Consider the following 24030-nt stretch of genomic DNA (forward strand, 5'->3'; position numbering starts at 1 on the left):
CATGACCGAACACCATATCCCCAACATCGACAGTGATCTGATCGATCTGCCGTCTTCCGAAAAGCTGGCTATCGAGAAGCAGTCCACTCACAAACCGCGAATCCTGCTGCTGTATGGATCGACCCGAGAACGCTCTTTCAGCCGCCTTCTGACCGAGGAAGCAGCCCGCCTGCTAGAGCACTTCGGTGCCGAGACGCGGATATTCAATCCGTCCGGCCTGCCGCTGCCGGATGACGTACCCGACGACCACCCCATGGTCAAAGAGCTGCGCGACCTGGTGCTCTGGTCGGAAGGCATGGTCTGGTGTTCGCCAGAACGCCACGGTGCGATGACCGGTGTGTTCAAGTCGCAGATCGACTGGATTCCGCTGAGCATGGGGGCCGTGCGCCCGACGCAGGGCAAGACCCTCGCGGTGATGCAGGTTTGCGGTGGCTCGCAGTCGTTCAACGTGGTCAACCAGCTGCGCGTGCTCGGCCGCTGGATGCGCATGTTCACTATCCCTAACCAGTCGTCAGTGCCGAAGGCCTATCTGGAGTTCGACGAAGCGGGCCGCATGAAGCCTTCTGCGTACTATGACCGCGTCGTCGACGTGATGGAGGAGCTGGTGAAGTTCACCCTGCTTCTGCGTGATCGTGCCGACTACATGGTTGATCGCTATTCCGAACGTAAAGAGTCCGCTGAAGAACTGTCGAAGCGCGTCAATCAACGCTCCATCTGAGGCTTTTGAGCATGCAACTGCACCCGTATTCCGTGCTGACTACTCCACAGTTGATCGGCCAACTGATCTTCACCCCGTGCCCTGGCACCAAGGACACGTCGGTCTCCCAGGCTCTAGCGACACTGCGCGATGCCGGTGCGAGCGCACTGGTAACCCTGATGCCGGATGAAGAGCTGCTGCAGAACGAGGTCGATCTACTGCCTGAGGAATGCCAGCTGTTGGGCCTCGAATGGTTCCACCTGCCGGTGGAGGATGATCAGGCTCCCGGCGAGCCCTTTGCTGCCGCCTGGGAAACCCATCGCGAGCGCCTGAAAGAGCTGGTGATGGCTGGCAAATCGATCGCTATTCACTGCAAGGGTGGCTCGGGCCGTACCGGCTTGTTCGCAGCCCGCCTGATGATCGAGTGCGGTGTCCCTGTGCACGAGGCCATCGCTCAGGTTCAGGCCCTGCGCCCGCGAGCGATTCAAAACCCTGCACACGTCAGCTACATCAATCAGTTCATCAACACCCTCTGACCGCTCGCGATCCGCGACTAGAGAACAAGAACATGGCAATCAAAGTAGGCATCAATGGGTTTGGCCGTATCGGACGCTTGGCGCTGCGCGCATCCTGGGACTGGCCGGAATTCGAATTCGTACAGATCAATGACCCGGCCGGGGACGCTGAGACCCACGCCCACCTGATCAACTTCGACTCGATCCACGGACGCTGGCACCGCGAAGCAGGTGCAGAAGGCGACTCTGTGGTGATCGATGGCAAACGCATCAAGGTCACCGCGAACAAGACCATCGCCGACACCGACTGGTCGGGCTGCGACCTGGTCATCGAGGCCAGCGGCAAGATGAAGTCGGTAGCCGTGCTCCAGGCTTACCTGGATCAGGGCGTCAAACGCGTGGTGGTCTGTGCCCCAGTGAAGGAAAAAGGCGCGCTGAACGTGGTGATGGGCGTAAACCAGCACCTGTTCGAGCCGGCTCAGCACCGCATTGTCACCGCCGCTTCCTGCACCACCAACTGCTTGGCTCCGGTGGTCAAAGTGATCCACGAGAACCTGGGCATCCGCCACGGCTCGATCACCACCATCCACGACCTGACCAATACCCAGAGCATCCTTGATACCCCGCACAAGGACCTGCGCCGCGCCCGTGCCTCAGGCATGAGCCTGATCCCGACCACCACCGGTTCGGCCACAGCGATCGCCGAGATCTTCCCCGAACTGCGCGGCAAGCTGAATGGTCACGCCGTGCGCGTACCGCTGGCCAACGCCTCGCTGACCGACTGCGTGTTCGAGGTGGCGCGTGAAACTACGGCTGAAGAGGTCAACTTGCTGCTGAAGGCGGCTGCCGAAGGCCCGCTGAAGGACATCTTGGGTTACGAAGAACGCCCACTGGTGTCCATCGACTACCGCACCGATCCGCGGTCTTCGATCATCGATGCGCTGTCGACCCTGGTGGTCAACGGCACCCAGGTGAAGATCTACGCCTGGTACGACAACGAGTGGGGTTACGCCAATCGTGCAGCGGAGCTGGCCCGACTGGTCGGCACGGCGGAGTAAACGGCGATCATGAAGGCGTTGTCAGCCCTGTCTACGGAAGTGCGTCAGTACTTGCTGGTTACCGGCAACTACTGGGCCTTCACCCTAACCGACGGCGCATTGCGCATGTTGGTGGTACTGCATTTCCATTCGCTGGGTTACACGCCGCTGCAGATCGCGGCTCTGTTCCTGTTCTACGAAGTGTTCGGCGTGATCACCAATCTGGTGGGCGGCTACCTCGGCGCCCGCCTGGGGCTAAACCGCACCATGAACATCGGCCTGGGCATGCAGGTCCTAGCCTTGCTGATGCTTACGGTGCCAGCGGCATGGTTGACGGTGCCTTGGGTGATGGCCGCCCAAGCCTTGTCCGGCATCGCCAAGGACCTCAACAAGATGAGTGCCAAGAGTTCTATCAAACTCTTGGTGCCAGATAGCCAGCAAGGCACCCTCTACAAGTGGGTAGCCATCCTCACGGGATCGAAGAATGCGCTCAAAGGCGTGGGCTTCTTCCTCGGCGGTGCGCTGCTCGCACTGCTCGGCTTCACCATGGCGATACTGTCCATGGCGGCGGTGCTGGCATTGGTCTGGGTGGGCAGCTTACTGCTGCTGAAAAAGGACCTAGGCAAGGCCAAGGCCAAACCGAAATTCCGCGACATGCTGTCCAAGAGCCGGGCGATCAACATCCTCTCAGCCGCACGCCTGTTTCTCTTCGGTGCTCGCGACGTCTGGTTCGTCGTCGCGCTGCCGGTCTACCTGAGCACCGTATTTGGCTGGGACTTCTGGTTGGTCGGCGGCTTTCTTGCCGCCTGGATCATCGGCTACGGCATCGTGCAGTCGTTTGCCCCCAGCATCACCGGCAAGAAGCGTGGCCATGTGCCGGACGGCCAAGCGGCCTTCATCTGGGCCATCGCGCTGGCCGGGCTACCCGCATTAATTGCTCTGGGGCTGAGCGCAGGCTGGTCGGCTCAGTTGGTACTGCTCGGTGGACTGATGCTGTTCGGCGTGCTGTTCGCCGTGAACTCATCGCTGCACAGCTACCTGATCGTCAGCTATGCCAAGGAAGACGGCGTCTCCCTGGACGTGGGCTTCTACTACATGTCCAACGCGCTGGGGCGGCTGGTCGGCACGCTGCTGTCAGGTTGGGTGTTCCAGGCCTATGGGCTGGAGGCCTGCTTGTGGGTGTCGAGCGCTTTTGTACTGGCTGCCGCCCTCATCTCAATCGCCTTGCCCCGACACGGCGACACTACACAGCAGCCAAGCTGACCAGCGACCATCAGGCGGGGGCTCTCATGCCTCCGCCTTTACCAGTAATTGTTCGATTTCAGCGACAGTGCTGCGGGCTGTACGGGTAACCCCGATCAAAGTCGCTGACGTCGATCCCGTCCACTCGCCATAGCCTCGGTTCGTTCACAGCGCGAGTCCCCCTCGACCGCCACGCGCCTTTCCTCGGTAACCACCCCAAGGCTGGCTAGGTGCCCTAAAGCCGGCTTGAATCCTGTGCACCAGATCACCGCATCGACTGCCGTCTCCGAACCATCGGCCCAGACTACACCATGAGGTGTGAAGCGGACGAAGGGGCGTACAGCGTGCAATACGCCCCGTTCACGAGCCTCGACCACGGAAAGTGTCGCAGCAAGAATTTAGCATTGCGGCGCACCTGGTCGGGTAGTGCCCCATTTTCGAGAGCTCGATTTAAAACTCAAGGGTGGCAAAAACTGTGCAAGTACGTTCTCGGGACGGGCAATGAGGCATCCGCTGTTTTCTCGGGAGAACGGCATTAACCGCCATTTCGGAGCTACTGCCTAGAAATGTGGGTGTGCGGCGACTTCTCTCTTTCACTAACGCATAGCAGTATACTTCCCCTTCTCAAAGCAGCCTCGTGCTGCTGTGGCGTGCCAAGGAGAAGTGGGCGTTATGTATGACGCAGAATCAGTTTTCAATCCCAGTTTCCGCCTTGTTCCTAGCCTGCCAAATGAAGAACCAAGTAGAGACCTCTACATGGAAACCTTCTTCAATTTAGAAGAGCCGGACGCTTGGTACCCGTACCCTGAGAATCGCTGGCACCGCCTTGCCCGTATTTTCCCAGACCGTATCGTCACTTATCCGGTATTCACCAATCCGCATGCACAACGCTACCTCACTTATAGACACGGCCGAATAAAGACCATTGTTTATGAAATGAAATATGTCCAGGATTTACCTGAGTCTTCGGATGCAGCTCTCACGTTGATCGACATGTACTTAACGTCGCGGATATGGAATAGCAGTAACTTTGGTCTTGGCTTGATCAAAGACCTGGAACCCATCTGTGCTGGCCTTATGCGTGTGCCCGACCTAAATACCTTGGTCGTGACCCACGACGATCAGATAAAGATTGATCGCAATTGCGCGCGCATTCCAGAACGGCAGTTGGATGACTTGAGGCGCACGTTCGATAAGGCCAATCGCAGACTGAAGGAACGTATCCGCGTAGCCAAGCAGTGGCATGTTCGCAACGCGCTGCTGGCAAAACTAGCACCCTCGCAATTCCCTGCCTTGGTCCAAGTGACTAGCACCGGTGAAATGGTCGAGTACCGAATGGCCAGCACCAAGCCCTCTCCAGCCATGGAGAGACAGCAACGACAGGCATCGGTGAGAACCGTTAGGCAGAATGCCAGACAGATTGCCAAAGACGCCCCGCATGAGCTACTCAATCTACACGCTGAAATTGAGCGAGTGACGCTCGCTAACATGATCGAGCTCTTCGAGAAGAAGCTTCAGCAACAGCTCACCGAAGCTCATTGGCAGCGTTTTTTTGAAGACAACATGTTCATCTTGTCACTGCTGTTCGCCCGACCGGTGAAGCTGCTTCACACTCAGTTCCATGCGCAAATGTCCGGTATCGATGGCTCCGGTGCTCAAATCGGGGACTTTCTTTTCCGAGAGCTAGGGCAGCCGCTGGCGATTGTTGAGATCAAAAAACCGTCCAGCCCCCTCATGCAATCAAGTGCTTATCGCAACGACAAAGTGTTCGGACCGCATGCGGAGCTCAGCGGCGCGGTTACACAGGTTCTCTACCAGCAAACCGCGTTGCGCAGTAATTGGCTGTTTCACCAAACCAGATTGCAAGGCTCCCAACCAGATACGATCAAATGCATAGTCATCTGCGGCACCACGCCGACTGAACCCGAACCGCGGCGCTGCTTCGATATCTTTCGACACGCTTGCAAGGATGTGGAAGTCGTCACCTTCGATGAGCTTCTGGACAAGCTGAGGTTGCTGCTCCAACACCTCAGCCATGACAAGACTAACAATGAAGGAGACACCGGCAAGCAGAGTTGAAGTGATGGGCGATAATCCAAGCGGCGCGGACCGTCAAAATGAGCTAGCAATTGGGTCATAGGTTAGCTAGCCCATAGCGAGGTTGGTCTACTTGCGAGCCGGGAGTTCTTCAAATCCAGCTGCGATCAAATCCCCGCGCAACGCTTTTAGGCTTGAGTTGGGAACGGCCAACCAAAACAGGTTCCTGGCTCTCGTGACTGCTACGTATCCAATACGTCCTTCCTCGGTAACCGTGCCTGCCAATAACGCTTCAACGTTCGGCTTCTTCGCTACATACAGAACCGCGCCAATGGATTCGCCTTTCACCTGGTGTACAGTTTCGACTCTGATTCCATGGCCGTCCTCTTGAGGACCCGCAGCGCCGGTGAGTGGGAGTTCCAGCAACCCGGTCTTCGCCAGTTTGTTGCCTAGAGTGCCTACAGCTTTCAACCCAGACTGCTTCTCGATGGCTGCGAGAAGAATCCTGATATTCATCATGAGCTTCGGATGCCACTCAGTTTTGGCTAACAGCAACGATGATGGCAGTCCTGTCTCGGCGTTGCGAATGAAAGCCCATAGCAATCGTCTGAGCCTGAGCATCCACCCTTCATGGGGTGCTCCTTGCAGGTTTGAGCTAAGCCCATTTGGGGGGTTGTTCAGCAATCCCACGACAGCCCGGCATACAAATTTAAAGCTCTCCTGGTATCGACCTTGCCGGTCTCGAAGCAAAGACGCTTCTGTGAACATTGCGATCGTACCTTTCCCAGGAGGGGCGACGTTCCCGGCCAACACTGCGGCGCGCCCCGTCCCTCGGCTGAGAATTACCGCATCATTGTACTGCATACCCAGTTCATCGATATGAGCCTTGAACGCATCGAACAGCTTGGGCAGTTCCGATTCCTTGTACCCTACGAAATATGCTCCGCCTTGTTCGGGCTGCCGATCTGGCTCATCGTCCCGGCCGCAGAGCAAATTGGCGATATTGATGATCGGGGGCAGTGAGCGGTAGTTACGAGTGAGCTTGTAGCCAGTCACTCCAATACGATCCGTATAGGTGTTCAGGAAGGCGCCGTCAGCGCCAGCGAAGCCGTAGATGCCCTGGTTTACATCACCAATTAGGGAGACTTGTACCCCAGCATCGATGAGCAACTCCAAGATAGCCTGATGCACAGTGCCCAAGTCCTGGGACTCATCAACCAGAAGCTGCGGATACCGGGCTGCCAGAGCACGTAAAACTGTAGGCTGGTGGACCAAGGTCCGATACACCCAGTACCGGCCGAGTTCATGAGTGTAGGCACCTGTGCGGCCAAGGCGATTTACCGTGTTTAGAGCCTTTCCTGCATCGAGTTTTTCCACTCCGTCACGTGTATCGGTGAAGAAGTAGTGATTGCCATTCTGCATGCCGACTTTGATGTCTTTGATCGGCAGAGGGCGGCCCTCATCTGGCCAATATTGAAAACTGGCCAAGAAAGGCTCTGAGCCTGACACCAGGTATGCTGCTTGAGCCGCAGCCATTGTTCGGTAAGCGTGGGGACGCAATACATGCTGGGTGAAAAACCCATCAAGCGTGTCCACCTCCACTCGTTTGCGATTGGCGTCATCCGGCAGGGCCGAAGCGAGCTGTGCGTACCCCTTGTTGAACGTATTGACCGCAACATTGGAGAAAGACAAAAGCACGACCCGACCACGGCTGTTCTCCATCTTCTGCCGGATGGCAATCAGGCGCCTGATTGCCGTAGCCGTTTTGCCGCTCCCCGCGCACGCCGTGACAGCGATCGGCCCCAACGGCGCATTGATTATGTCCTTCTGCTCTTCGGAGAGCTTCATGGTTTGGCCGCTCCCTGGCAGACATGCTGGATGGCTTTCTGAAGATACTCAGGGACTGCGCAATCTGGCGTTTTGGCGATCTGCTCAGCAAATGCCTGACCGAATCGGCCCTTTTGCACATTGCTGCTACTGTCTTTGCGCTCGAACATCCCGCAAAACAACGCCTTGGCCTTTGCAGTGTTGTCTGGTTGAGCATCCACGATCTTGCGTAGCGCTTTTGAGATACGTGGGTGAGGGTCGGCTAACGCAGTAAGCATGGGACCGCGATTCGTCTCAAGCAGTGCCAGATTGCGGATTCCACGCCATCCGGCCACCCAGTCCGCTCTCATCTGGCCAGGCATTCCAGGGCCATCTGGCCACCTGTTCCACGGCCATCCGGCCGGGCAGTCGGAGCGCAGCGACGCAGGGGTGGCATTGTTAGTCCGGGTTGGCTGGCGTCGTCAATTTCTGCGTCCGTTTGCGCATTGATTCACCCTTCAGATTGATCCGGTAAGCGTTGTGCACCAGGCGGTCGAGGATAGCGTCGGCCAGGGTCGGATCGCCGATCAGTTCGTGCCAGTTGTCCACCGGCATCTGGCTGGTAACGATGGTCGAGCGCTGGCCGTAGCGGTCGTCCAGTAGCTCCAGCATGTCGCGCCGCTGTTCGGCGGTGAACGGGGCCAAGCCCCAGTCATCGAGGATCAGCAGGTCGGTCTTGGCGTAGCTGCTCATCAGCTTGGCGAAGCGCCCGTCGCCATGGGCCAGACCCAGTTCTTCCAGCAAACGCGGCAAGCGCAGGTAACGCACGCTGTAGCCTTCTCGGCAGGCCTGGTGGGCCAGGGCGCAGGCCAGCCAGGTTTTACCGACACCGGTGGGGCCGCCGATGATCAGGTTGAGGCCGTCGCGTAGCCACTGGCCGCCGCTCAGTTGCAGGATCAGCGCCTTATCCAGCCCGCGCGGGCTGCGGTAGTCGATGTCTTCGAGGCAGGCGTTGTGCTTGAGCCGGGCCTGGCGCAGGCGGCTGCTCAGGCGCTTGTCGTCGCGTTCAGTCAGCTCGCGGTCGACCAGCAGGCCGAGGCGTTCCTCGAAGCTCAGGCTGTCGATGTCCGGGGTTTTCAGTTGTTCGTTCAGCGCCTTGAGCATGCCGTGCAGGCGCAGGGTTTGCAGCTTGTCCAGGGTCGGATGGGGCAGCATGGTGGGATTCCTTGTGTTCAGTGGTAGTAGCCGGGGCCGCGCAGGTTGGCGTGGTCGTCCGGCAGCAGGGGCAGGTGCTGCTGGGCCAGCGGCAGGTTCTCCAGCCCCTGGCGCAGGATCGATTCGAGGCTCTTGTAGCTGCACGTGCCGAGGCTGATGGCGCGACGGCAGGCCAACTCCAGGCGCACTTCGCCGTGGGTTTTGCCCAGGCGCAGGATGCCCAGGCAGGCCCGGTAGCCCTGCTGCGGATGGATGCGCCGTTCGAGGATGTGCCGGATCACGCCGGCGGTGTTCGGCCCGGTCTGCTCGGCCCAGCGGATCAGCCGTTGTGGCGTCCACTCGGCATGCTCGCGATGGCTCTTGGGCATGTGCTCGGCCTGCGTGCTGTGCCGGCCCTTGTGCATTGAGCGCAGGTGGCTGGCCACTCGCTGGTTGGCGTGGAAACACTCGACGGTGCGCGCCGTCAGGCGCACCTCCAGCTGCTTCTTCACCAGTTGATACGGCACCGAGTAGTAATGCCCATCGACCTCGACGTGGTAGTCGATGTGCACCCGCGCTTTCTTCCACTCGGCGTAGACGTAGGGTTGCTCCGGCAGGGGGCGCAGCGCCGGACGATCCAGGCTGTCGAAGGCCGTCTGGCGCGAGCCCGGCAGCTTCTTGAACGGGCGTTGGTTGAGCCGCTCCAGCAACACGGAGATGGCGCTGTTGAGTTCGTCCAAGGAGAAGAACTGACGGTTGCGCAGGGCCGCGAGGATCCAACGCTCGACCACCTGCACGCCGACTTCGGCCTTGGCCTTGTCGCGCGGTTTGCGTGCCCGCGCCGGCACCACCGCCACTCCGTAGTGCTCGGCAAGGTCGCGGTAGCTGGGGTTGATGTCCGGCTCGTAACGATGGGCCTTGCTCACCGCGCTGCGCAGGTTGTCCGGCACCACGATCTCCGGCACGCCGCCGAGGAAGGCGAAGCAACGGGTATGCGAGCCTAGCCAGTCCGGCAGCTGCTGCGACCAGGTGGCTTCGGCGAAGGTGTAGCTGGACGCGCCGAGCACCGCGACGAACACCTGCGCCTGGCGGATCTCGCCGCTGTGGCGGTCGATAACCGGCACCGTCTGGCCGGCATAGTCGACGAACAGCTTCTCGCCGACGCGGTGCTCCTGACGCATCACCACGTCCAGCTTGCCCTGCCAGGCCCGGTAGTGCTCACAGAACCAGCTGTACTGAAAGCCCTGCGGCTGGCTCAGGCGGTACTCCTGCCAGAGCAGCGCCAGGGTCACCCCGGGGCGGCGCAGTTCGGCATGCACCCATGCCCAATCGGGTAAAGGCCGCTTCTCGCTGGCAACCGCCGGGGCCGGCGGGAACAGTTGCTGCTCCAACTCGGCATCGGACAACGAACAGGGCCAACTGAGACCACTGGCGGCAAAACGATTGAGGTAGTCGCCGACGGTGACACGACCGACCTGCACGCTGACCGCAATCTGGCGAGCTGATAGTCCGACCTCGAACTTGAGACGTAGTACTTCGCGAATCTTACGCATGGATAAACGCTCCACGACGACCTCTCTGCTTCGAAAAAGAGGTCGATGGTAGTGAAGAAATCCTGCGTAGCTGCCTGCCCGGTTGAGTGGCCGGATGGCCGTGGAATCAGTGGCCGGATGCGCGTGGAATGGGTGGCCGGATCAGCGTGGAATCGGTGGTCAGATGCTCATGGAATGGGTGGCCAGATGACCGTGGAATCCGCAGCCAGATCGTACTCCAAGGTTTTCAGACCGTGGAACACCTTCACAAAAGCGTCTTCGGACTCCATCATCTTGACGGTGTTGCTAGACAATCTCACATCGTCTCCAAGCGATGGATAGACCTCTTTCCTTTTAACCTTTTTCTTCTTCACCGGTTCGGCGATCGGATCTTCCTCTTCAGGCGCATCCGTTTCTTCCATGTAGGCAGCCTCGGCAAGCAGATCCTCGATCCCTTCCGCATCCAGCTCGCCCTCTATCGGGCCCTGTACCTCTTCTTCTTCGAAAGGATCGGCGTCGGTCACGACAGCGACCGGAATTCGTAGACCCTTCTCACCAAACAGCGGCAAGAAGGAGTCGAAATTGAGCCCCTCAACACTGATCAGACTGACACCATACTCCCGGAGATCAAGGTTCATAAGCTTGGCGAGCGCATCGACAAGCATGAGCTCCGCAGCACCTTCGACGAAAATGACCCGACGGGCAAAAAACAACTCGGCTCTGGTCACGTCCAGATAACGCTCAAGCTTTTCCCGTTTACCCTTGGCAAATTTGATGTCACGGGGGAAGAAGGTCTCCACGCCGGCATCGCTCTCTACCAGGCATACCAGAGACTCGAGCTTTGAATTGCTGGCAAAGTTTGGGGAGTGGCTGGTGACGAACAGTTGCACTGACTTTTCGCCTTCACTCGCTGGCACGCCTGCGAGATACCGCAACAGGACACGCTGTAATTGAGGATGTAGATGCGCCTCTGGCTCCTCGACAATCAAGCTTCGATAGGCTGCGTCAGGGTTTTTGGCCAGCTCGCTGAGCACTACCGCCATGAAAATCAGGTTGTTGAAGCCCAGTCCGTTCTGCTCAATCTCCAAAGCTTCAGCGGTGAGGGAAAGCCGAGCAGAAAGACGCTGGAAATCTGTTGCGCTAAGCCCCACAGCGAGCGTCTGTGCCAGCTGCTCTCCCATCATTAAGCCATGTCGAGACGATATCGCGGTATGAGTGCTTTGGATTGACTCGTTTTGCTGGAGTTTTTCATCCAGTTCTTTCAGCGCCGCGTTGATTGCTTCACGACCTTCATCATCTGTAAGCAAGTGCAGCAAACGTGCCAGCTGGCTGTTACGGCTAGGTCGAAGCCCCTGCGCGGCATCTCGCAAAGGCTGCAAATAGACACCACGAAGGTTTTCCATCATATCGGAGGTGAGTGCAACCTCCTGGTGATCGCCGCACCAACGTTTTACTCTGAAGCGCCCCGTCTGATCCGCATCGGTGTACCGGACATGAACATGCGCCTCCATAGTCTTGTCAGCGCACGGCTTGAGCGCTGCAATAAAGTCCGCTTCATCCTCGTGGCTGAGATCTCTGAAGACAAAATGGAAGTTAATATCGCCAGTTGGTTCGCCTTCAACCGGGCGATGTCGGTCCGAAACATCGAGACGGGGATAGGGCTCATCATGTCCCGCGAGAAGCGTCCGGAGCGCATCCACTACCGCGCTTTTGCCTACGTTGTTTGGCCCTACCAGCACATTCAAACCAGGCTGAAATTTCAGCGTGGCTTCGCGCAGCTTGCGGAAGTTTTTGATGGTCAGCTCAGCTAGGTACATGAAGGTCTCCATCCTTGTTTTTATGGATGAAATCCTATTCGAGATGAAATGTGCAATAGGACAGTGCGTCAGATAAAAAATGGGAGTTTCAGCGCTCTGTGGATGGATCGAACCTTCCCTGGCGAGCAATGACCAGCTGGGGCAGGCCAAACTGCTACGCTGAAGAGGCAGATAAAAAACGAGGCTCGGTTCGAATGAAAATCACTGGTCGCGTGGAAACTGAGGCGTGACTAATTTGCGCGTCGATGTGTACGGCGGCTCACCCGTCTGGACAACGGCAATCTGCAATATGAAATGCCCCAGGCGCACTGGGATGTCATTATTTCATCGCCTTGCGAATAGTGTTAAGTGATCCTCCGGCAAAGCGACCAACAGGTTCCGTATCCGCGCCGCTCACGAGAGCGATGTCCCGGAAGCGGCTTCGTTTTTCGGTGCGTGCGGCCAGCCGGGATAGAGAAAATATGCGGCAGAGCTCCAACAGCCCCAATTCGCTTCGACTCTCGGATTTCATGATGTCCCGAGTGCGTCAATAGACGCCATACTCAAGCCTCACTAGATGGTCGACGACTTGTCGGTAGCGATCAGCATCTGCCAGCAGACTACAGGGCGTGCGCATGTCCAAGCCAAGAGCTGGCCGCGACACCCATTCGGATGCTAGCCGGTAACTACCCAAAACATCGGTCGCCTGGTTCATGACCTGACTTCGACGCGCCATGAAGCACCGGTGCGGCGTGCTCCAACAACCGGCTAGCAAAGGAAAACAGGGTCCTATAAGGATGATCGATGCCATATAGCTTCCGCCACCACCATGCGCTTTTTGGTCACGTTTACCTTACTCCATTGGCCGCTGCACATCGTCGCCGGCAGGATGACTGGTAGCGTTCATTTATCGGCCGGTGGCACTGCTGATGAGTAGTGCCACCGGCCTCTCCGAATTGAGGAGCCTTGGGGAGTGCAACGTCAAACCACAGACCCTTGATGACCCTTTCTGCGAGGGTGGACTTGGTTACAGCAGGGGTAGATTATCTGTCGGCGGCTAGGCCAGTCTAAGCTTTGGAATGGTTTCTCATGTACTCGTCAGGATAAGAGCACGGCTACAACCCAACCACATACGAACGAAGGGATTCATCTCTTTGGATTCGCAGCAGCACCTAGCGACCAGTTTTAACTATCTAAGAACAATGCTCAGTTTTCGCCTCCTACTCAGAGCCTACTAATAACATCGTCAAAAGGCTTAGTAGATTTCTAGCAACTCCGTACGGAACGTTGGCAAGAAGTGCAGGCTGCACGAGTCTTCAATAGTCGACCACTCAACCCCTACGTCTCTCACTGCTGTAGTCGGTAAAGGCGACGAAATGCTGATTGTGGACTGGTCTTCGTGGCACTCAAAACCGCAATACTCAGGGGTTAACTCTACCTCGATACGCCCGCGATCAACATGATGAATCACCCCTAGGTCTTCCGGAAGATCTAACGATAGGCGCTCCGAGAACGCTTGCAATGAGGGTTCTGCAAGGACGTAAAGCCAGGCCATGGCATCCTGAGGACCGATTCGGCGAAGAATTCGTCCTAAAACTTGGCGATAGTGCAACTCCGTACGGATACGACTGAGATAACAGCATACCTGCAGACGAGGAATATCTGTTCCTTCGCTGATCATTCCCACTGCCACGATCCAGCGTCCCGTCCCGAATCGGAACTCGTCGATAGCTTTCTGAGCATCTGGTGTTTGATTGGTTACCACTTGACAACTTTCCCCTAACCGATTGAGTTCATCAGCTATGAGGTGGGCATGCCTGACACTGGCAGCTACAATAAGGCCACCAGCATCAAGAGTTTCTAGTCGAATCTCATCTAGTTTTCTACACCCAAGCTCGAGAATTTGACTGACCAACTCTCGTTGCGACAGCAAATATTCAAACGTCACCGGCGAATCGCCGAGCAGTTCAGCGATACTTGAATAAGTGTTGACTGTTGAGCTTTTCCCGTTCCGAGTCGTTACCTTCACCGCACCGTTATCGATGAGAACAACCCGAGGGGATCGGCATACAAAATCGTTTATAGCTGCCTTGAGTCCATATTTGAAGTCACAGAGTATGCGCCCATCAGGATCGGAGTATCTAGCGAGCGCAATAGACCTTTCATCAGAACGCCAGGGAGTGCCTGATAAAGCAAGAGTATACGTGGCACGCCCTTGAACTCTCTCAATAATCAGCTGCCCCCAAGTGTTTCCGAGCGAAAGTTCCGCTCCAGCGCAGTGATGTATCTCATCGAACACCGCAAACACACGATACTGATCAAGGAGAGCCCAGAAGCTTTGATCTTGATAATCCATCCCTTGATAGGTCGAAACTGCACCGACAGCGCCAATACGGCCATCGAGACGGAGTCCTAGGTGAGATTCGAACGTGCCCCTGAAGCCCTCTACGGTCTGACAAGACGGCGCGAAGCAAAGGATCAAGTCAATTTTATCGCTGAGCAATAGACGTCGAGCGACCTCAGCCGCCATCCGCGTCTTGCCCGCCCCAGGTGTCGCCTGACAAAAGAAATGTGGGGATTTTGCGTAGTGTTCCAAGGCCGCGTCTACGCAACTACTTTGCCATTTTCGAAGCGAACTCATGCAATGCTCAAAAATTTGAGTGTTTTCTCTACGGCCTTTAGATGCCCGAGAAGTCGGGAGCCGCGGTCGCGTGCTTCAAGGAATTCGTCTTCTACCTGCTCTTTCAACTGCGGCATCTCTTGCATCAACTGTTTATATCGTTCTGCTTCACCCATGGATGTCAGCAGATCCAGCCGTATCTCCTTGGCCAATTCTTTTAGGCGGCGTACAGCCGACTCCTCTACTGGCTCCTCCCCATATACCGCATCGGCCCGAGCGGGCTGCTCCGAGCTATACCGATCCACCAAGTCAAGAGTGAGATGTTCAGGTTGGGTGAGTACTCGATAGGTTTTACCACGACCCGCACGACTATCCTCTGCGCGCACCCATCCGACACGAATCAGACGGCGTATCTGATCATGGATGTATCGCCAGCACTCGACCATGGACTTGGGAGGTGAAGCGAGTTCTCGAACGTAGGCATCTCGTAACTCACGCGTCGTGAAACGCAAGAGTGCTTCGTCCTGAAATAACTCAAAGATGCGCCTGTCGAGCCTAAACGTAGCCGATTTCATACAGGCACCTGAAAGGGTCAAACAGCAGTGAAATGCGGATTATAAACCGTGGCCTCTGCATCCGTAAACGACGGAAAGTTCCGCCTTGAATTGTTCGAGGCGGTCATGCAAGAGTTGGCAAAGGAGTTGGGCAGACGAATCCGGGAACGGAGAAAGGCCATAGAATTGTCCCAAGAGGCTCTGGCGCTAGCCTGCCAATTGGACCGGAGCTATATGGGCCGCATCGAGCGAGGTGAAATGAACGTCACTGTCGAAAAGCTCTATCGAATCGCCCAGCAGTTAGGCTGTCATCCACGAACCCTATTGCCGTGAAAGTAGCCTGCTGTACAGGCGCTGGGGGCTGTCTCCCCATGAACGTCCGAAGACCACGCACAAGCGGTCGAGAAAGCCCTACACCCGTATGAGCCAATGTCTGTGGGATCGGCCGACCCTCTAGTTCATTTGCTAGCTGGACGTTATAGATGCGCCATCTCTAAAGACTGACATTGACGCTGTCTGCGCTAAATTTCGAGAGATGTGGGATTCCAAGCTTAACTCTGGAAAAAGTGAGTTCACTCGCTACACCAGTGGCCATTTCAGTCTCGACGCTCATCTTCTACTGGTAGGATCCACGGGCCCAGTCGCCGACCGATACGGGGTCGTTGCGGTTCCCAACTCGCCCAGGCAAATGAGTAACCAAAAATCCCGGCGCTAGCTCACCCTTTGCTGAACGTGGATAAGGAGGTGTTACATCTGCCTTCACGAAGAATCGATCATTGACAGGATTTCGCCTCACTCTGCTGTAGAGAGCAAAATGCTCGAACTGGCCGAGCTGCTCGCCGAGGTCCTGAAAAAAGCCGTACCGTCGCTCAGCGAACAGCAGGTCGAGGACGCCGGCATCTATATGGCCAAGAACCGCGACGTCTTTGCCAAGGCCTTCAAGAGTCAGCCAGACGCACTGTCCGAGCTGCTCGCTGACACTGCCGCCGAGTAACTCCGCTCAGCCATAGATCAAGCGTTCGGCAAGCATCTGCGCTACCCGCGCCGGTGAGCGCTTTTCTGCCTGGGCGTGGGCAAACACTTCGGTCAGGCGCGAGGGAATGCGCGCCAGGTGCGCGGTGATGGTACTCAGGTCTTCACCACTGTGCTTGAGCGCCACGTAGATCAGGCCACCGGCATTGATGACGTAGTCAGGCGCATAGAGGATCCCGCGGTTTTCCAGTTGATCGGCCACCTGCAGGGTGGTCAGCTGGTTGTTGGCCGCCCCCGCCACTGCCGCACAGCGCAGCTGCATCACACTCTGGCCATTGAGCACCGGCCCGACACCACACGGCGCGAAGATGTCGCAGGGTGTGCTGATCAGCATCTCGTTGGCCACCGGGCGCGCATTGAACTGCTCGATGGCCAGTTGCACCCTCCCCGGGTCATGGTCGCTGACCAGCAATTCGGCGCCTGCCGCATGTAACTGCTCGGCCAGTGCATACCCGACGTTACCCAACCCCTGTACCGCGACCCGCAAGCCTTCCAGGTTGTCGCTGCCCAAACGCGCCATGGAAGTAGCGCGAATGCCGGCGAACACGCCCATGGCGGCATGCGGTGAGGGATCGCCAGCCGCGGTGGTGCTGGTGACATGCTGGGTACTCTGGGCAATGCAATCCATATCCAGCGTCGAGGTGCCGCTGTCTACCGCAGTGATGAAGCGTCCCTGCAAGGTCTCGACAAAGCGACCAAAGGCTTCAAACAGGGCCGCACGGTTTTCCACGTGCGGGTTGCGAATGATCACCGCCTTGCCGCCACCCAGTGGCAGGCCAGCCAGCGCGGCTTTGTAGCTCATGCCCTGGGCCAGGCGTATGGCATCGATCATGGCGCTGTCATCGTCTGGGTAGGCCAGGTAACGACAGCCGCCCATGGCCGGTCCCAGGTGCTCGCTGTGAATGGCGACCACCGCTTTCAGACCGGTTGGCGGGTCGATGCACAGGTGCAGCGATTGCGTGCGAGTGCTTTGCATCAGCGCGAACATCAGCGGGCTCCTCAGTGAGGTGCTGATCCCAGTATAGGCCGCGCATTGCCGATTGATGACATCACCCGGACCACTGGACGAAAGGCTTGGCCAGCGCTACAAAATAAGCTTGAGCGGAGATTCCCATGAGCCCACGCCAAGCTTGTCTCGCCTGCCTGGAACGTGATCCGGCTGCCTTGCTGGAGGCCGCGCTATGGGTCGCCGCCGAACACGACAGCAGCGTTCAACCCCCGCTCATCATGCTTCAGGTGAAAACGCTGCAGCAGGAAGTCAGCGCCGGTCTGCCGATGCTACCGCTGAGCGAACTGGCGCAGCCGTTGTTGCGCCGCCTCAATGCGCTAGGGTTCCAGCAGGATGAATATCACCCGATACGCCCACAAGCAGCCCTGCTCGACAAGGTGCTGGAACGGCGCCGCGGCCAGCCACTGGCCTTGGCTTTACTGACCCTGGAGCTGGCGCGTGGTCTGTCGATTCCGCTCGAGGGGGTGAATTTTCCCGGACATTTTCTCTTGCGAGTCCCCGGCGCCGACCATCTGCTCGACCCCTGCGGCGGCCGCAGACTCTACCCTGCAGACTGTCGCGAACTGCTCGGCCGCCAGTTCGGCCCGCAACTGCAGCTCAACGCCGATCACCTGCTCACCGCCACTCCCAAGCAGATGCTCCAGCGCCTGTCACGCAACCTGCGCCAGTTGCATTCAACCCACGACGATGACCTGGCAGCGCTCAAGGACGCCGAACGGGTGCTGCTGCTGGGCCCGGCCACCGCCAGCGACTACCTGGCCCGTGCCACCCTTTACCAGCACCTGGACTGCCCCCAGGCCGAACGCTACGACCTGGAGTACGCGCTGCTGCTCAGTGACGACCCGATCCAGCGCCTGCGCCTGACCGAGCGTCTGGGGCAGTTGCATCAACCGCCCCCCTCGGTGCACTGACCCTGCGGGCAGGCTCAGGGTGTGTCAGGTTGTCTGCCCGGGTCAGCCTGGATAAACGCCGGGTGCTCCTCGGCCAGTGCTGCGACGCGGCGGATGCGCGGGTAGTTGGCGAGGTTGATGTTGAAGCGCTGTGCGGCATACAGCTGCGGTATCAGATAGACATCTGCCAGCCCGGGTTCTTCACCAAAGCAAAAACCGTCATCACCGATCAGTTTCTCCACCGCCGCCAGCCCTTGGCTGATCCAGTGCGCGATCCACGCATTGACCTGCTCCTCGTCATGGCCCAACCCGCGCAACTGATTGAGCACGCTGACGTTGTGCAGCGGATGCACATCGCAACCGATCAGCGCCGCCACACCGCGTACCTGGGCGCGCAGCACAGGTTCCTCAGGCAGCAGCGCCGGCTGTGGATAAACCTCCTCCAGGTACTCGATGATCGCCGGTGACTGCACCAGCAGTTCACCCGAGTCGATCCTCAAGGCCGGCACCCGGCCCTGGGGATTGAGCGCGAGGAAATGTTCCTCACGCTGCTCGCCCTTGAGCAGATTGACCGGCACGTACTGGTACTCAAGCTGTTTGAGCGCCAGGGCAATCCTTACCCGATAGGACGAGGTCGAACGGAAGTAGTTGAACAGATCCATGGCCCTGCCCTCTTACCTGGCTGGAAGAATCTTGCCGCGGCACTCGCCGAAACCGATCGATGCCACACCCTCACGCACGCAACGGGCACGCAGAATGATTTCGTCACCGTCCTCGAGGAACTTGCGCACTTCACCCGACGCCAGTTGCACCGGCTCTTTGCCGCCCTGGGTAATTTCCAGCAGGCTGCCGAACTGGCCAGGCTGGGCGCCCGACAAGGTACCGGAACCAAACAGGTCACCTGGCTGCAACTGACAACCGTTGACGCTGTGGTGAGCGACCATCTGCGCGACGGTCCAGTACATGCTTAAAGTATTGCTCAAGGTCAGACGATGGGCTGGCAGGTTTTGCTCGCGCATGCGCTCGGTCAGCAGCAGCACTTCCAGTTCGATATCAAAAGCACCGGCAGCCTGATCACGTTTGTCCAGCAGGTACGACAGCGGCTGCGGATCACCTTCAGGACGCGCAGGCTGGGCGCAACGGAAAGGCTCCAGCGCTTCGGCGGTCACCACCCAGGGGGATACCGTCGAGATGAAGCTTTTCGACAGGAACGGGCCGAGTGGCTGGTATTCCCAGGCCTGGATGTCACGCGCAGACCAGTCGTTGAGCAGGCAGAAACCGGCAATGTGCTCGGCCGCTTCGGCGACCGGAATCGACTCGCCCATCTCGTTGCCCTGGCCAATCCAGATGCCCAGCTCCAGCTCGTAGTCCAGACGCGCGCAGGGGCCGAAGCTTGGCTCGCTCTGCCCGGCTGGCAGGGTCTGGCCTTTCGGTCGGCGCACGTCGGTACCGGACGGGCGAATGGTCGAAGCACGGCCGTGATAACCGATCGGCACATACTTATAGTTGGGCAGCAGCGGGTTGTCCGGGCGGAACAGCTTGCCAACGTTCTTGGCGTGCTCAATGCCTACATAGAAATCGGTGTAGTCGCCGATCTGGGCCGGCAGGTGCAGTTGGCACTCGGCGCTGGCCAGCAGCAGTGGCTTGAGTGCCGCCTGATGCTCGCTGTGCTCGCCGAGCAATTCCAGCAGACGCTCGCGCAGTGCCACGCGGGCCACACGGCCCAACGCAAAGTAAGCATTCAGGGCACCACCACGGGTGGCCTCGACGGCGACACGCGCCTGGCCCTCGAACAGACCGGCAGCCAGCGCGCCTTCAAGGTCGAGAATCGCATCGCCAATGGCCACGCCGCAGCGCTTGGCCTGATCCTTGTGCGTAAAGATCCCCAGCGGCAGGTTCTGCAGTGGAAAATCTCGATGCCCGTTGGCGTGTTCGACCCAACTGCGGGCAATAGCGGACTGATTCATGGGTTATCTCCGATTCGGGGTGAAGGTGCTCGGCAACGAGGCCCAGCAACTATCGTAGTCGGCCTGCAGCTGCGGGCACTCAAGAGCATGGCGGCTCGGACGCAGCACCTGGCTGGTCTCGAACATGAACGCCATGGTGTTGTCGATCTTGTTTGGCGCAAGTTCGACGGCGATGGCCTTGGCGCAGGTTTCCGCATCCGGGCCATGGGCGCTCATGCAGCTGTGCAGGGACGCGCCGCCGGGCAGGAAGCCTTCGGCCTTGGCATCGTATTCGCCCTTGATCAGGCCCATGAACTCGTTCATCAGGTTGCGGTGGAACCAAGGCGGACGGAAGGTGTTCTCGGCCACCATCCAGCGTGGCGGGAAGATCACGAAGTCGAGGTTGGCCATGCCCGGCACACTGGTCGGCGAGGTAAGCACGGTGAAAATCGACGGATCCGGGTGGTCGAAGCTGACCGTGCCGATGGTGTTGAAACGGCGCAGGTCGTATTTGTACGGCACGTTGTTGCCATGCCAGGCGACCACGTCCAGCGGCGAATGATTGAGCTCGCAGCCCCACAGTTCACCGAGGAACTTTTGCACCAGCTGCACCGGGCCCTGATGATCCTCATAGTGCGCTACCGGCGTGAGGAAATCCCGAGGATTGGCCAGGCCGTTGCTGCCGATCGGTCCCAGGTCCGGAATACGCATGGGTGCGCCATGGTTCTCGGCGATGTAGCCGCGGGCCTGGCTGTCGAGCAATTCGACACGGAACTTCAAACCGCGTGGCACCACGGCGATTTCCAGCGGTTCGACTTCCAGCACGCCCAGTTCGGTGACCAGGCGCAGGCGGCCCAGCTCCGGCACCAGCAGCAGTTCACCGTCGGCATTGAAGAACACCCGCTGCATGGAGCGGTTCGCGCAGTAGTTGTAGATGCTGATTCCGGCAGGTTTCTCGCTACCGGAGTTGGCCGCCATGGCGACCCAACCGTCAATGAAATCGGTCGGCTCGCTCGGGATGGCCTGTGGGCTCCAGCGCAAGCGATTGGGCGTCACCGCGCCCAGCGGACCACCGGCCAGCTGCCGCTCCAGGCGCTCGAAGCGCGGATGCAGGGCAGACGGACGGATGCGATACAGCCAGGTGCGGCGCATCTCGCTGCGAGTCATGGTGAAGGCGGTGCCGGAGAACAATTCGGCGTACAGGCCGTAAGGTGCCTTTTGCGGCGAGTTCTGCCCAACCGGCAGGGCGCCGGGCAAGGCTTCGCTGGCGAATTCGTTGCCGAAACCGCTCAGATAATCGAGGACGGGGGTGCTGTCGAGGTTCATCGAGCCTCCGGGCCCAGTGCAGGCCGGTTGATGGCAGTTGGCTGCGCGCCGTTCACGCTAGCAACACTTCTGCGTTATTTTTATCGTAATTACATTACGCATAACGTAATTTGATTGGCGAAGACCGTCAAGCTATAAAGACGCCCACCTGGACTACCCGGATCGAATGCACCATGGCCAAAGCCAGCTCCCCCGCCGATAACACCGGCAAACAGAAGGTCCGCTCGGCTGAAGTCGGTACCGATATCCTCAAGGCCCTGGCCCAGCTGTCGCCTTCGACCTCGCTGTCACGCCTGGCCGAACATGTCGACATGCCGGCGAGCAAGGTGCATCGCTACTTGCAGGCGCTGATTGCCAGCGGATTCGCAGAGCAGAACCCGGCCACCAACCACTATGGCCTGGGCCGTGAAGCCTTGCGCGTGGGCCTTGCTGCCCTGGGCGGGATGGACGTATTGAAAGTCGCGGCCTTGCCGTTGTCGCAATTGCGCGACGCGCTCAACGAAAGCTGCTTTGTTGCCGTGTGGGGCAACCAGGGGGCAACAGTGGTCAACATCGAGCCGGCAGTCCGCGCAGTCACCGTCGTTACTCAGATCGGCTCGGTACTGCCCCTGCTCAGCTCTTCGACCGGGCTGGTGTTCGGTGCCTACCTGCCGGAGCGCGAGACAGTCGAGCTGCGCGACCAGGAGCTGGCTGCCCTGGGGCACAGCGCCAGCGAATATGAGGCGCTGTTCGCCACAATCCGTCAGCGTGGCCTGCACCATGTCCATGGCTTGCTGATGCCTGGCGTCGATGCACTCTCGGCTCCCGTGTTCAATGCCTTTGGCCAGATCGTTGCGGTATTGACCGTGGTCGGCCCGACGTCGATTTTCCATGCCGACGAACAGGGCCCGGCAGCGCAGCAATTGCTGGCAGCGGCGCAGATGATCAGCTGGCGCATGGGCTACGAACAAGCCCCTTGATTTGCTTACAAAGGCTCACACTCATTCACGAGATGCTGCGCTAGAGTGCGCAGGCTGCACTGTTGCCAGAGGCGCAACAGTGAATGTCACAATTGGCTATTTTTCCTTCCGGGTCAGCAGCTTATTCTGTTTGCAGCTGGAGCGCGCCATCACTGGCAGCCTCTCTGGCCCGGGCATTTCAGGCGTGTACACCCCGCCTCCCGGCAACGGGTTCACCGACGTTGATTTTGAAGCTCCTTGATCTACGTCTTACTTGGCCGCTGCACTGCAGCGGCCTTTTTTATGGCTGCAATATCTTGATTGGCTACACGGTGGGAGCGGGCTTGCCCCGCGATGCGATGTGCCTGACAAACCGCAATCGCGGGGCAAGCCCGCCCCTACCGGGTCACTCGTCCGCATCGTCAAAGTGAAACCGATGCAACAGCCGATGCGCGATGGGCGCCAGGATCAAGCCGATACTGGCGACGAACACCAACCCGACATATAAGCCATATGCGGCAAAGAACAGCTTGCCGCCAATGCTCTCGGGCAAGATCACCGGTCCTACCCCACCCAGCAACAAAGTGGCATTGAAGATCGCGTCGTGCAGGGGAATGTGCGGTTCGAAATACAGGTGCCCCAGCACACCGAAGAGGATCGAAGCGATCAGCAACAGGCAGGCCGCCAGGCCATGACGCATCAAACGAAAGCGGAACTGGCGGGACGAAATGACCGCTTCGGTTCTGGACTCGTACATCCTGTGTGCTCCTGCATCGATCATGGCCGCCCAGCATAGGCATGAGCATCCGGCGACCACAACCTCAGGCAGTCCTCAGCGCGGCGGGAACTGCTGCAGATTGGCCATCATCTGTTGCAATGCCTCCAGGCTGTCACGCGGGTGTACGGCATCGGTAAAGTCGCCAATCGCCTGCCAGTTAGCCGCGACATCCTCAGGGCTGAACCCCTGATGCGGGTCGAAACCCACGCCCAGGCTACGCTCCCAACGCACTTTACCGACCCAGCCGCCACCCACTTCGTACAGACCGCCGCTGTCCTGGCATTGCTCACTGCCCAGGTACACCACCAACGGGCTGACCAGTTCCGGCTTGAGCTGTTCGAATACCTGCGGTGGAATCAATCCTTCGGTCATACGGGTGCCACCGGTGGGGGCGATGGCATTGACCAGAATGTTGTGTTTGCGTCCTTCAATGGCCAGGGTCCGGGTCAGGCCATAGAGCCCCAGTTTGGCCATGCCATAGTTGGCCTGGCCAAAATTGCCATAGATACCTGAGGTCGAGGCGGTGAATATCACCCGCCCCCAGTTCTGCTCGCGCAGATGCGGCCAGGCCGCACGGGTCACTTTGTAGGCGCCTTCGACATGCACCTGATAGACCTGCTCCCAGTCGCTGTCTTCCATTTTGTGGAAGGTCTTGTCGCGCAGGATCCCGGCATTGTTGATCAGCACATCGACCCGGCCAAAGGTATCCAGTGCCTGCTCGACAATACGCGCCCCGTCGGCCACCGAATCATGGTTGGCCAGCGCCGTGCCACCCGCTTCACGAATCTGCGCCACTACCCGGTCGGCCGCCGAGGCGCTGGCGCCTTCGCCATGGGTCGAGCCGCCCAGATCATTGACCACCACCCGCGCACCGTGGCGGGCAAACAGCAAGGCATGCGCCCGGCCCAGGCCGCCGCCAGCGCCGGTGACAATCACCACTTTATCGTCCAGGCGCACAGAATCGCTCATGCTCAACACTCCAGGGAAATCAGCAGGGAATGCCCGAGTGTCGGCCAGCACCGGCCAGCGCACAATCAAGCGGGCACAGGGTGAATGGCAGGCGATAAGGCCGGAAGATGAT

Annotated in this window: 23 protein-coding genes and 1 pseudogene; 9 read left to right on the forward strand and 15 right to left on the reverse strand. The window is 58.8% G+C overall.

What is annotated here, in order from left to right:
* Nucleotide 1 precedes the first annotated feature (1 nt).
* Genes arsH through arsJ form a run of 4 tightly spaced genes read left to right on the forward strand, consistent with a single transcriptional unit; the run spans nt 2 to nt 3512 of the window.
* The gene (gene arsH, locus PSAKL28_RS22415; protein WP_038610766.1) at nt 2–718 is read left to right on the forward strand and encodes an arsenical resistance protein ArsH; all 717 of its coding nucleotides are present in this window, start codon (nt 2–4) and stop codon (nt 716–718) included.
* Between the two features lie 11 nt (nt 719–729).
* Nucleotides 730–1233, forward strand: coding sequence for a cyclin-dependent kinase inhibitor 3 family protein (locus PSAKL28_RS22420; protein WP_038610770.1), 504 nt, complete (start codon nt 730–732; stop codon nt 1231–1233).
* A gap of 32 nt (nt 1234–1265) precedes the next feature.
* The gene (locus PSAKL28_RS22425) at nt 1266–2270 is read left to right on the forward strand and encodes an ArsJ-associated glyceraldehyde-3-phosphate dehydrogenase (RefSeq protein ID WP_038610773.1); all 1005 of its coding nucleotides are present in this window, start codon (nt 1266–1268) and stop codon (nt 2268–2270) included.
* 9 nt (nt 2271–2279) lie between these two features.
* The gene (gene arsJ, locus PSAKL28_RS22430; RefSeq protein WP_038614618.1) at nt 2280–3512 is read left to right on the forward strand and encodes an organoarsenical effux MFS transporter ArsJ; all 1233 of its coding nucleotides are present in this window, start codon (nt 2280–2282) and stop codon (nt 3510–3512) included.
* 24 nt (nt 3513–3536) lie between these two features.
* Here arsJ and PSAKL28_RS28340 read toward each other — a convergent pair.
* Nucleotides 3537–3868, reverse strand: a pseudogene (locus tag PSAKL28_RS28340) (pyridine nucleotide-disulfide oxidoreductase); the annotation flags it as partial.
* A gap of 295 nt (nt 3869–4163) precedes the next feature.
* Between PSAKL28_RS28340 and PSAKL28_RS22435 the strand changes: the two are divergent.
* Nucleotides 4164–5570, forward strand: coding sequence for a Shedu immune nuclease family protein (locus PSAKL28_RS22435; RefSeq protein ID WP_051939535.1), 1407 nt, complete (start codon nt 4164–4166; stop codon nt 5568–5570).
* A gap of 87 nt (nt 5571–5657) precedes the next feature.
* Here the strand turns inward: PSAKL28_RS22435 and PSAKL28_RS22440 are convergent, their stop codons facing one another.
* The 8 genes from PSAKL28_RS22440 to PSAKL28_RS22470 form a co-directional block, all read right to left on the reverse strand.
* A complete protein-coding gene (locus PSAKL28_RS22440) occupies nt 5658–7376 on the reverse strand; it encodes a UvrD-helicase domain-containing protein (RefSeq protein WP_038614619.1) in 1719 nt (572 codons plus the stop codon).
* Complete coding sequence (locus PSAKL28_RS22445) at nt 7373–7705, reverse strand: hypothetical protein (protein ID WP_038614620.1); 333 nt, start codon at nt 7703–7705, stop codon at nt 7373–7375. The genes PSAKL28_RS22440 and PSAKL28_RS22445 overlap by 4 nt, the downstream gene beginning before the upstream one ends.
* 88 nt (nt 7706–7793) lie before the next feature.
* Entirely contained in the window at nt 7794–8549 is a 756-nt protein-coding gene (istB, locus tag PSAKL28_RS22450; protein ID WP_003290589.1) for an IS21-like element ISPpu7 family helper ATPase IstB, read from the reverse strand.
* A 17-nt stretch (nt 8550–8566) separates the two neighbouring features.
* Nucleotides 8567–10081 (reverse strand): IS21-like element IS1491 family transposase, encoded by a 1515-nt coding sequence (gene istA / locus PSAKL28_RS22455; protein ID WP_019364253.1) that lies wholly within the window; start codon nt 10079–10081, stop codon nt 8567–8569.
* Nucleotides 10082–10248: 167 nt separating this feature from the next.
* Nucleotides 10249–11877, reverse strand: coding sequence for an ATP-dependent nuclease (locus tag PSAKL28_RS22460; RefSeq protein WP_257011830.1), 1629 nt, complete (start codon nt 11875–11877; stop codon nt 10249–10251).
* Nucleotides 11878–12403: 526 nt separating this feature from the next.
* On the reverse strand, nt 12404–12667 hold the full coding sequence (locus PSAKL28_RS28625) for an antitoxin Xre/MbcA/ParS toxin-binding domain-containing protein (RefSeq protein ID WP_075226591.1): 264 nt from the start codon (nt 12665–12667) through the stop codon (nt 12404–12406).
* A 444-nt stretch (nt 12668–13111) separates the two neighbouring features.
* On the reverse strand, nt 13112–14497 hold the full coding sequence (locus PSAKL28_RS22465) for a DEAD/DEAH box helicase (protein WP_075226592.1): 1386 nt from the start codon (nt 14495–14497) through the stop codon (nt 13112–13114).
* The gene (locus PSAKL28_RS22470; protein WP_038614621.1) at nt 14494–15051 is read right to left on the reverse strand and encodes a VspR family transcription factor; all 558 of its coding nucleotides are present in this window, start codon (nt 15049–15051) and stop codon (nt 14494–14496) included. Before PSAKL28_RS22470 ends, PSAKL28_RS22465 begins: the two co-directional genes overlap by 4 nt.
* Nucleotides 15052–15156: 105 nt before the next feature.
* Between PSAKL28_RS22470 and PSAKL28_RS22475 the strand changes: the two genes are divergently transcribed.
* Both PSAKL28_RS22475 and PSAKL28_RS22480 read left to right on the forward strand, forming a co-directional pair.
* Complete coding sequence (locus PSAKL28_RS22475) at nt 15157–15363, forward strand: helix-turn-helix domain-containing protein (protein WP_038616969.1); 207 nt, start codon at nt 15157–15159, stop codon at nt 15361–15363.
* 481 nt (nt 15364–15844) lie between these two features.
* Entirely contained in the window at nt 15845–16024 is a 180-nt protein-coding gene (locus tag PSAKL28_RS22480) for a YebG family protein (protein WP_038614623.1), read from the forward strand.
* Between the two features lie 6 nt (nt 16025–16030).
* On the opposite strand, the gene PSAKL28_RS22485 is transcribed toward PSAKL28_RS22480, so the two are convergent.
* On the reverse strand, nt 16031–17050 hold the full coding sequence (locus PSAKL28_RS22485) for a Leu/Phe/Val dehydrogenase (protein ID WP_038614624.1): 1020 nt from the start codon (nt 17048–17050) through the stop codon (nt 16031–16033).
* Nucleotides 17051–17175: 125 nt separating this feature from the next.
* On the opposite strand from PSAKL28_RS22485, the gene PSAKL28_RS22490 reads away from it, so the two are divergent.
* Entirely contained in the window at nt 17176–17982 is an 807-nt protein-coding gene (locus tag PSAKL28_RS22490) for a SirB1 family protein (protein WP_038614625.1), read from the forward strand.
* Between the two features lie 14 nt (nt 17983–17996).
* Here the strand turns inward: PSAKL28_RS22490 and maiA are convergent, their stop codons facing one another.
* From maiA to hmgA, 3 genes are read right to left on the reverse strand one after another with little or no spacing between them, the layout of a single operon-like run.
* Nucleotides 17997–18623: a maleylacetoacetate isomerase gene (maiA, locus tag PSAKL28_RS22495; RefSeq protein ID WP_038614626.1), complete on the reverse strand. Its 627-nt coding sequence runs from the start codon at nt 18621–18623 to the stop codon at nt 17997–17999.
* Between the two features lie 12 nt (nt 18624–18635).
* The gene (gene fahA / locus PSAKL28_RS22500; RefSeq protein ID WP_038614628.1) at nt 18636–19928 is read right to left on the reverse strand and encodes a fumarylacetoacetase; all 1293 of its coding nucleotides are present in this window, start codon (nt 19926–19928) and stop codon (nt 18636–18638) included.
* Between the two features lie 3 nt (nt 19929–19931).
* Nucleotides 19932–21233: a homogentisate 1,2-dioxygenase gene (gene hmgA / locus PSAKL28_RS22505; protein WP_038614629.1), complete on the reverse strand. Its 1302-nt coding sequence runs from the start codon at nt 21231–21233 to the stop codon at nt 19932–19934.
* Between the two features lie 173 nt (nt 21234–21406).
* Between hmgA and PSAKL28_RS22510 the strand changes: the two genes are divergently transcribed.
* Nucleotides 21407–22192: an IclR family transcriptional regulator gene (locus tag PSAKL28_RS22510; protein WP_038614630.1), complete on the forward strand. Its 786-nt coding sequence runs from the start codon at nt 21407–21409 to the stop codon at nt 22190–22192.
* 385 nt (nt 22193–22577) lie between these two features.
* Here PSAKL28_RS22510 and PSAKL28_RS22515 read toward each other — a convergent pair whose 3' ends face one another.
* Both PSAKL28_RS22515 and PSAKL28_RS22520 read right to left on the reverse strand, forming a co-directional pair.
* The gene (locus tag PSAKL28_RS22515; protein WP_038614631.1) at nt 22578–22928 is read right to left on the reverse strand and encodes a hypothetical protein; all 351 of its coding nucleotides are present in this window, start codon (nt 22926–22928) and stop codon (nt 22578–22580) included.
* A 75-nt stretch (nt 22929–23003) separates the two neighbouring features.
* Nucleotides 23004–23918 (reverse strand): SDR family oxidoreductase, encoded by a 915-nt coding sequence (locus tag PSAKL28_RS22520; protein ID WP_038614632.1) that lies wholly within the window; start codon nt 23916–23918, stop codon nt 23004–23006.
* Nucleotides 23919–24030: the final 112 nt, after the last annotated feature.

Origin of the sequence: Pseudomonas alkylphenolica, from assembly GCF_000746525.1 — a bacterium.
GTDB lineage: Bacteria > Pseudomonadota > Gammaproteobacteria > Pseudomonadales > Pseudomonadaceae > Aquipseudomonas > Aquipseudomonas alkylphenolica.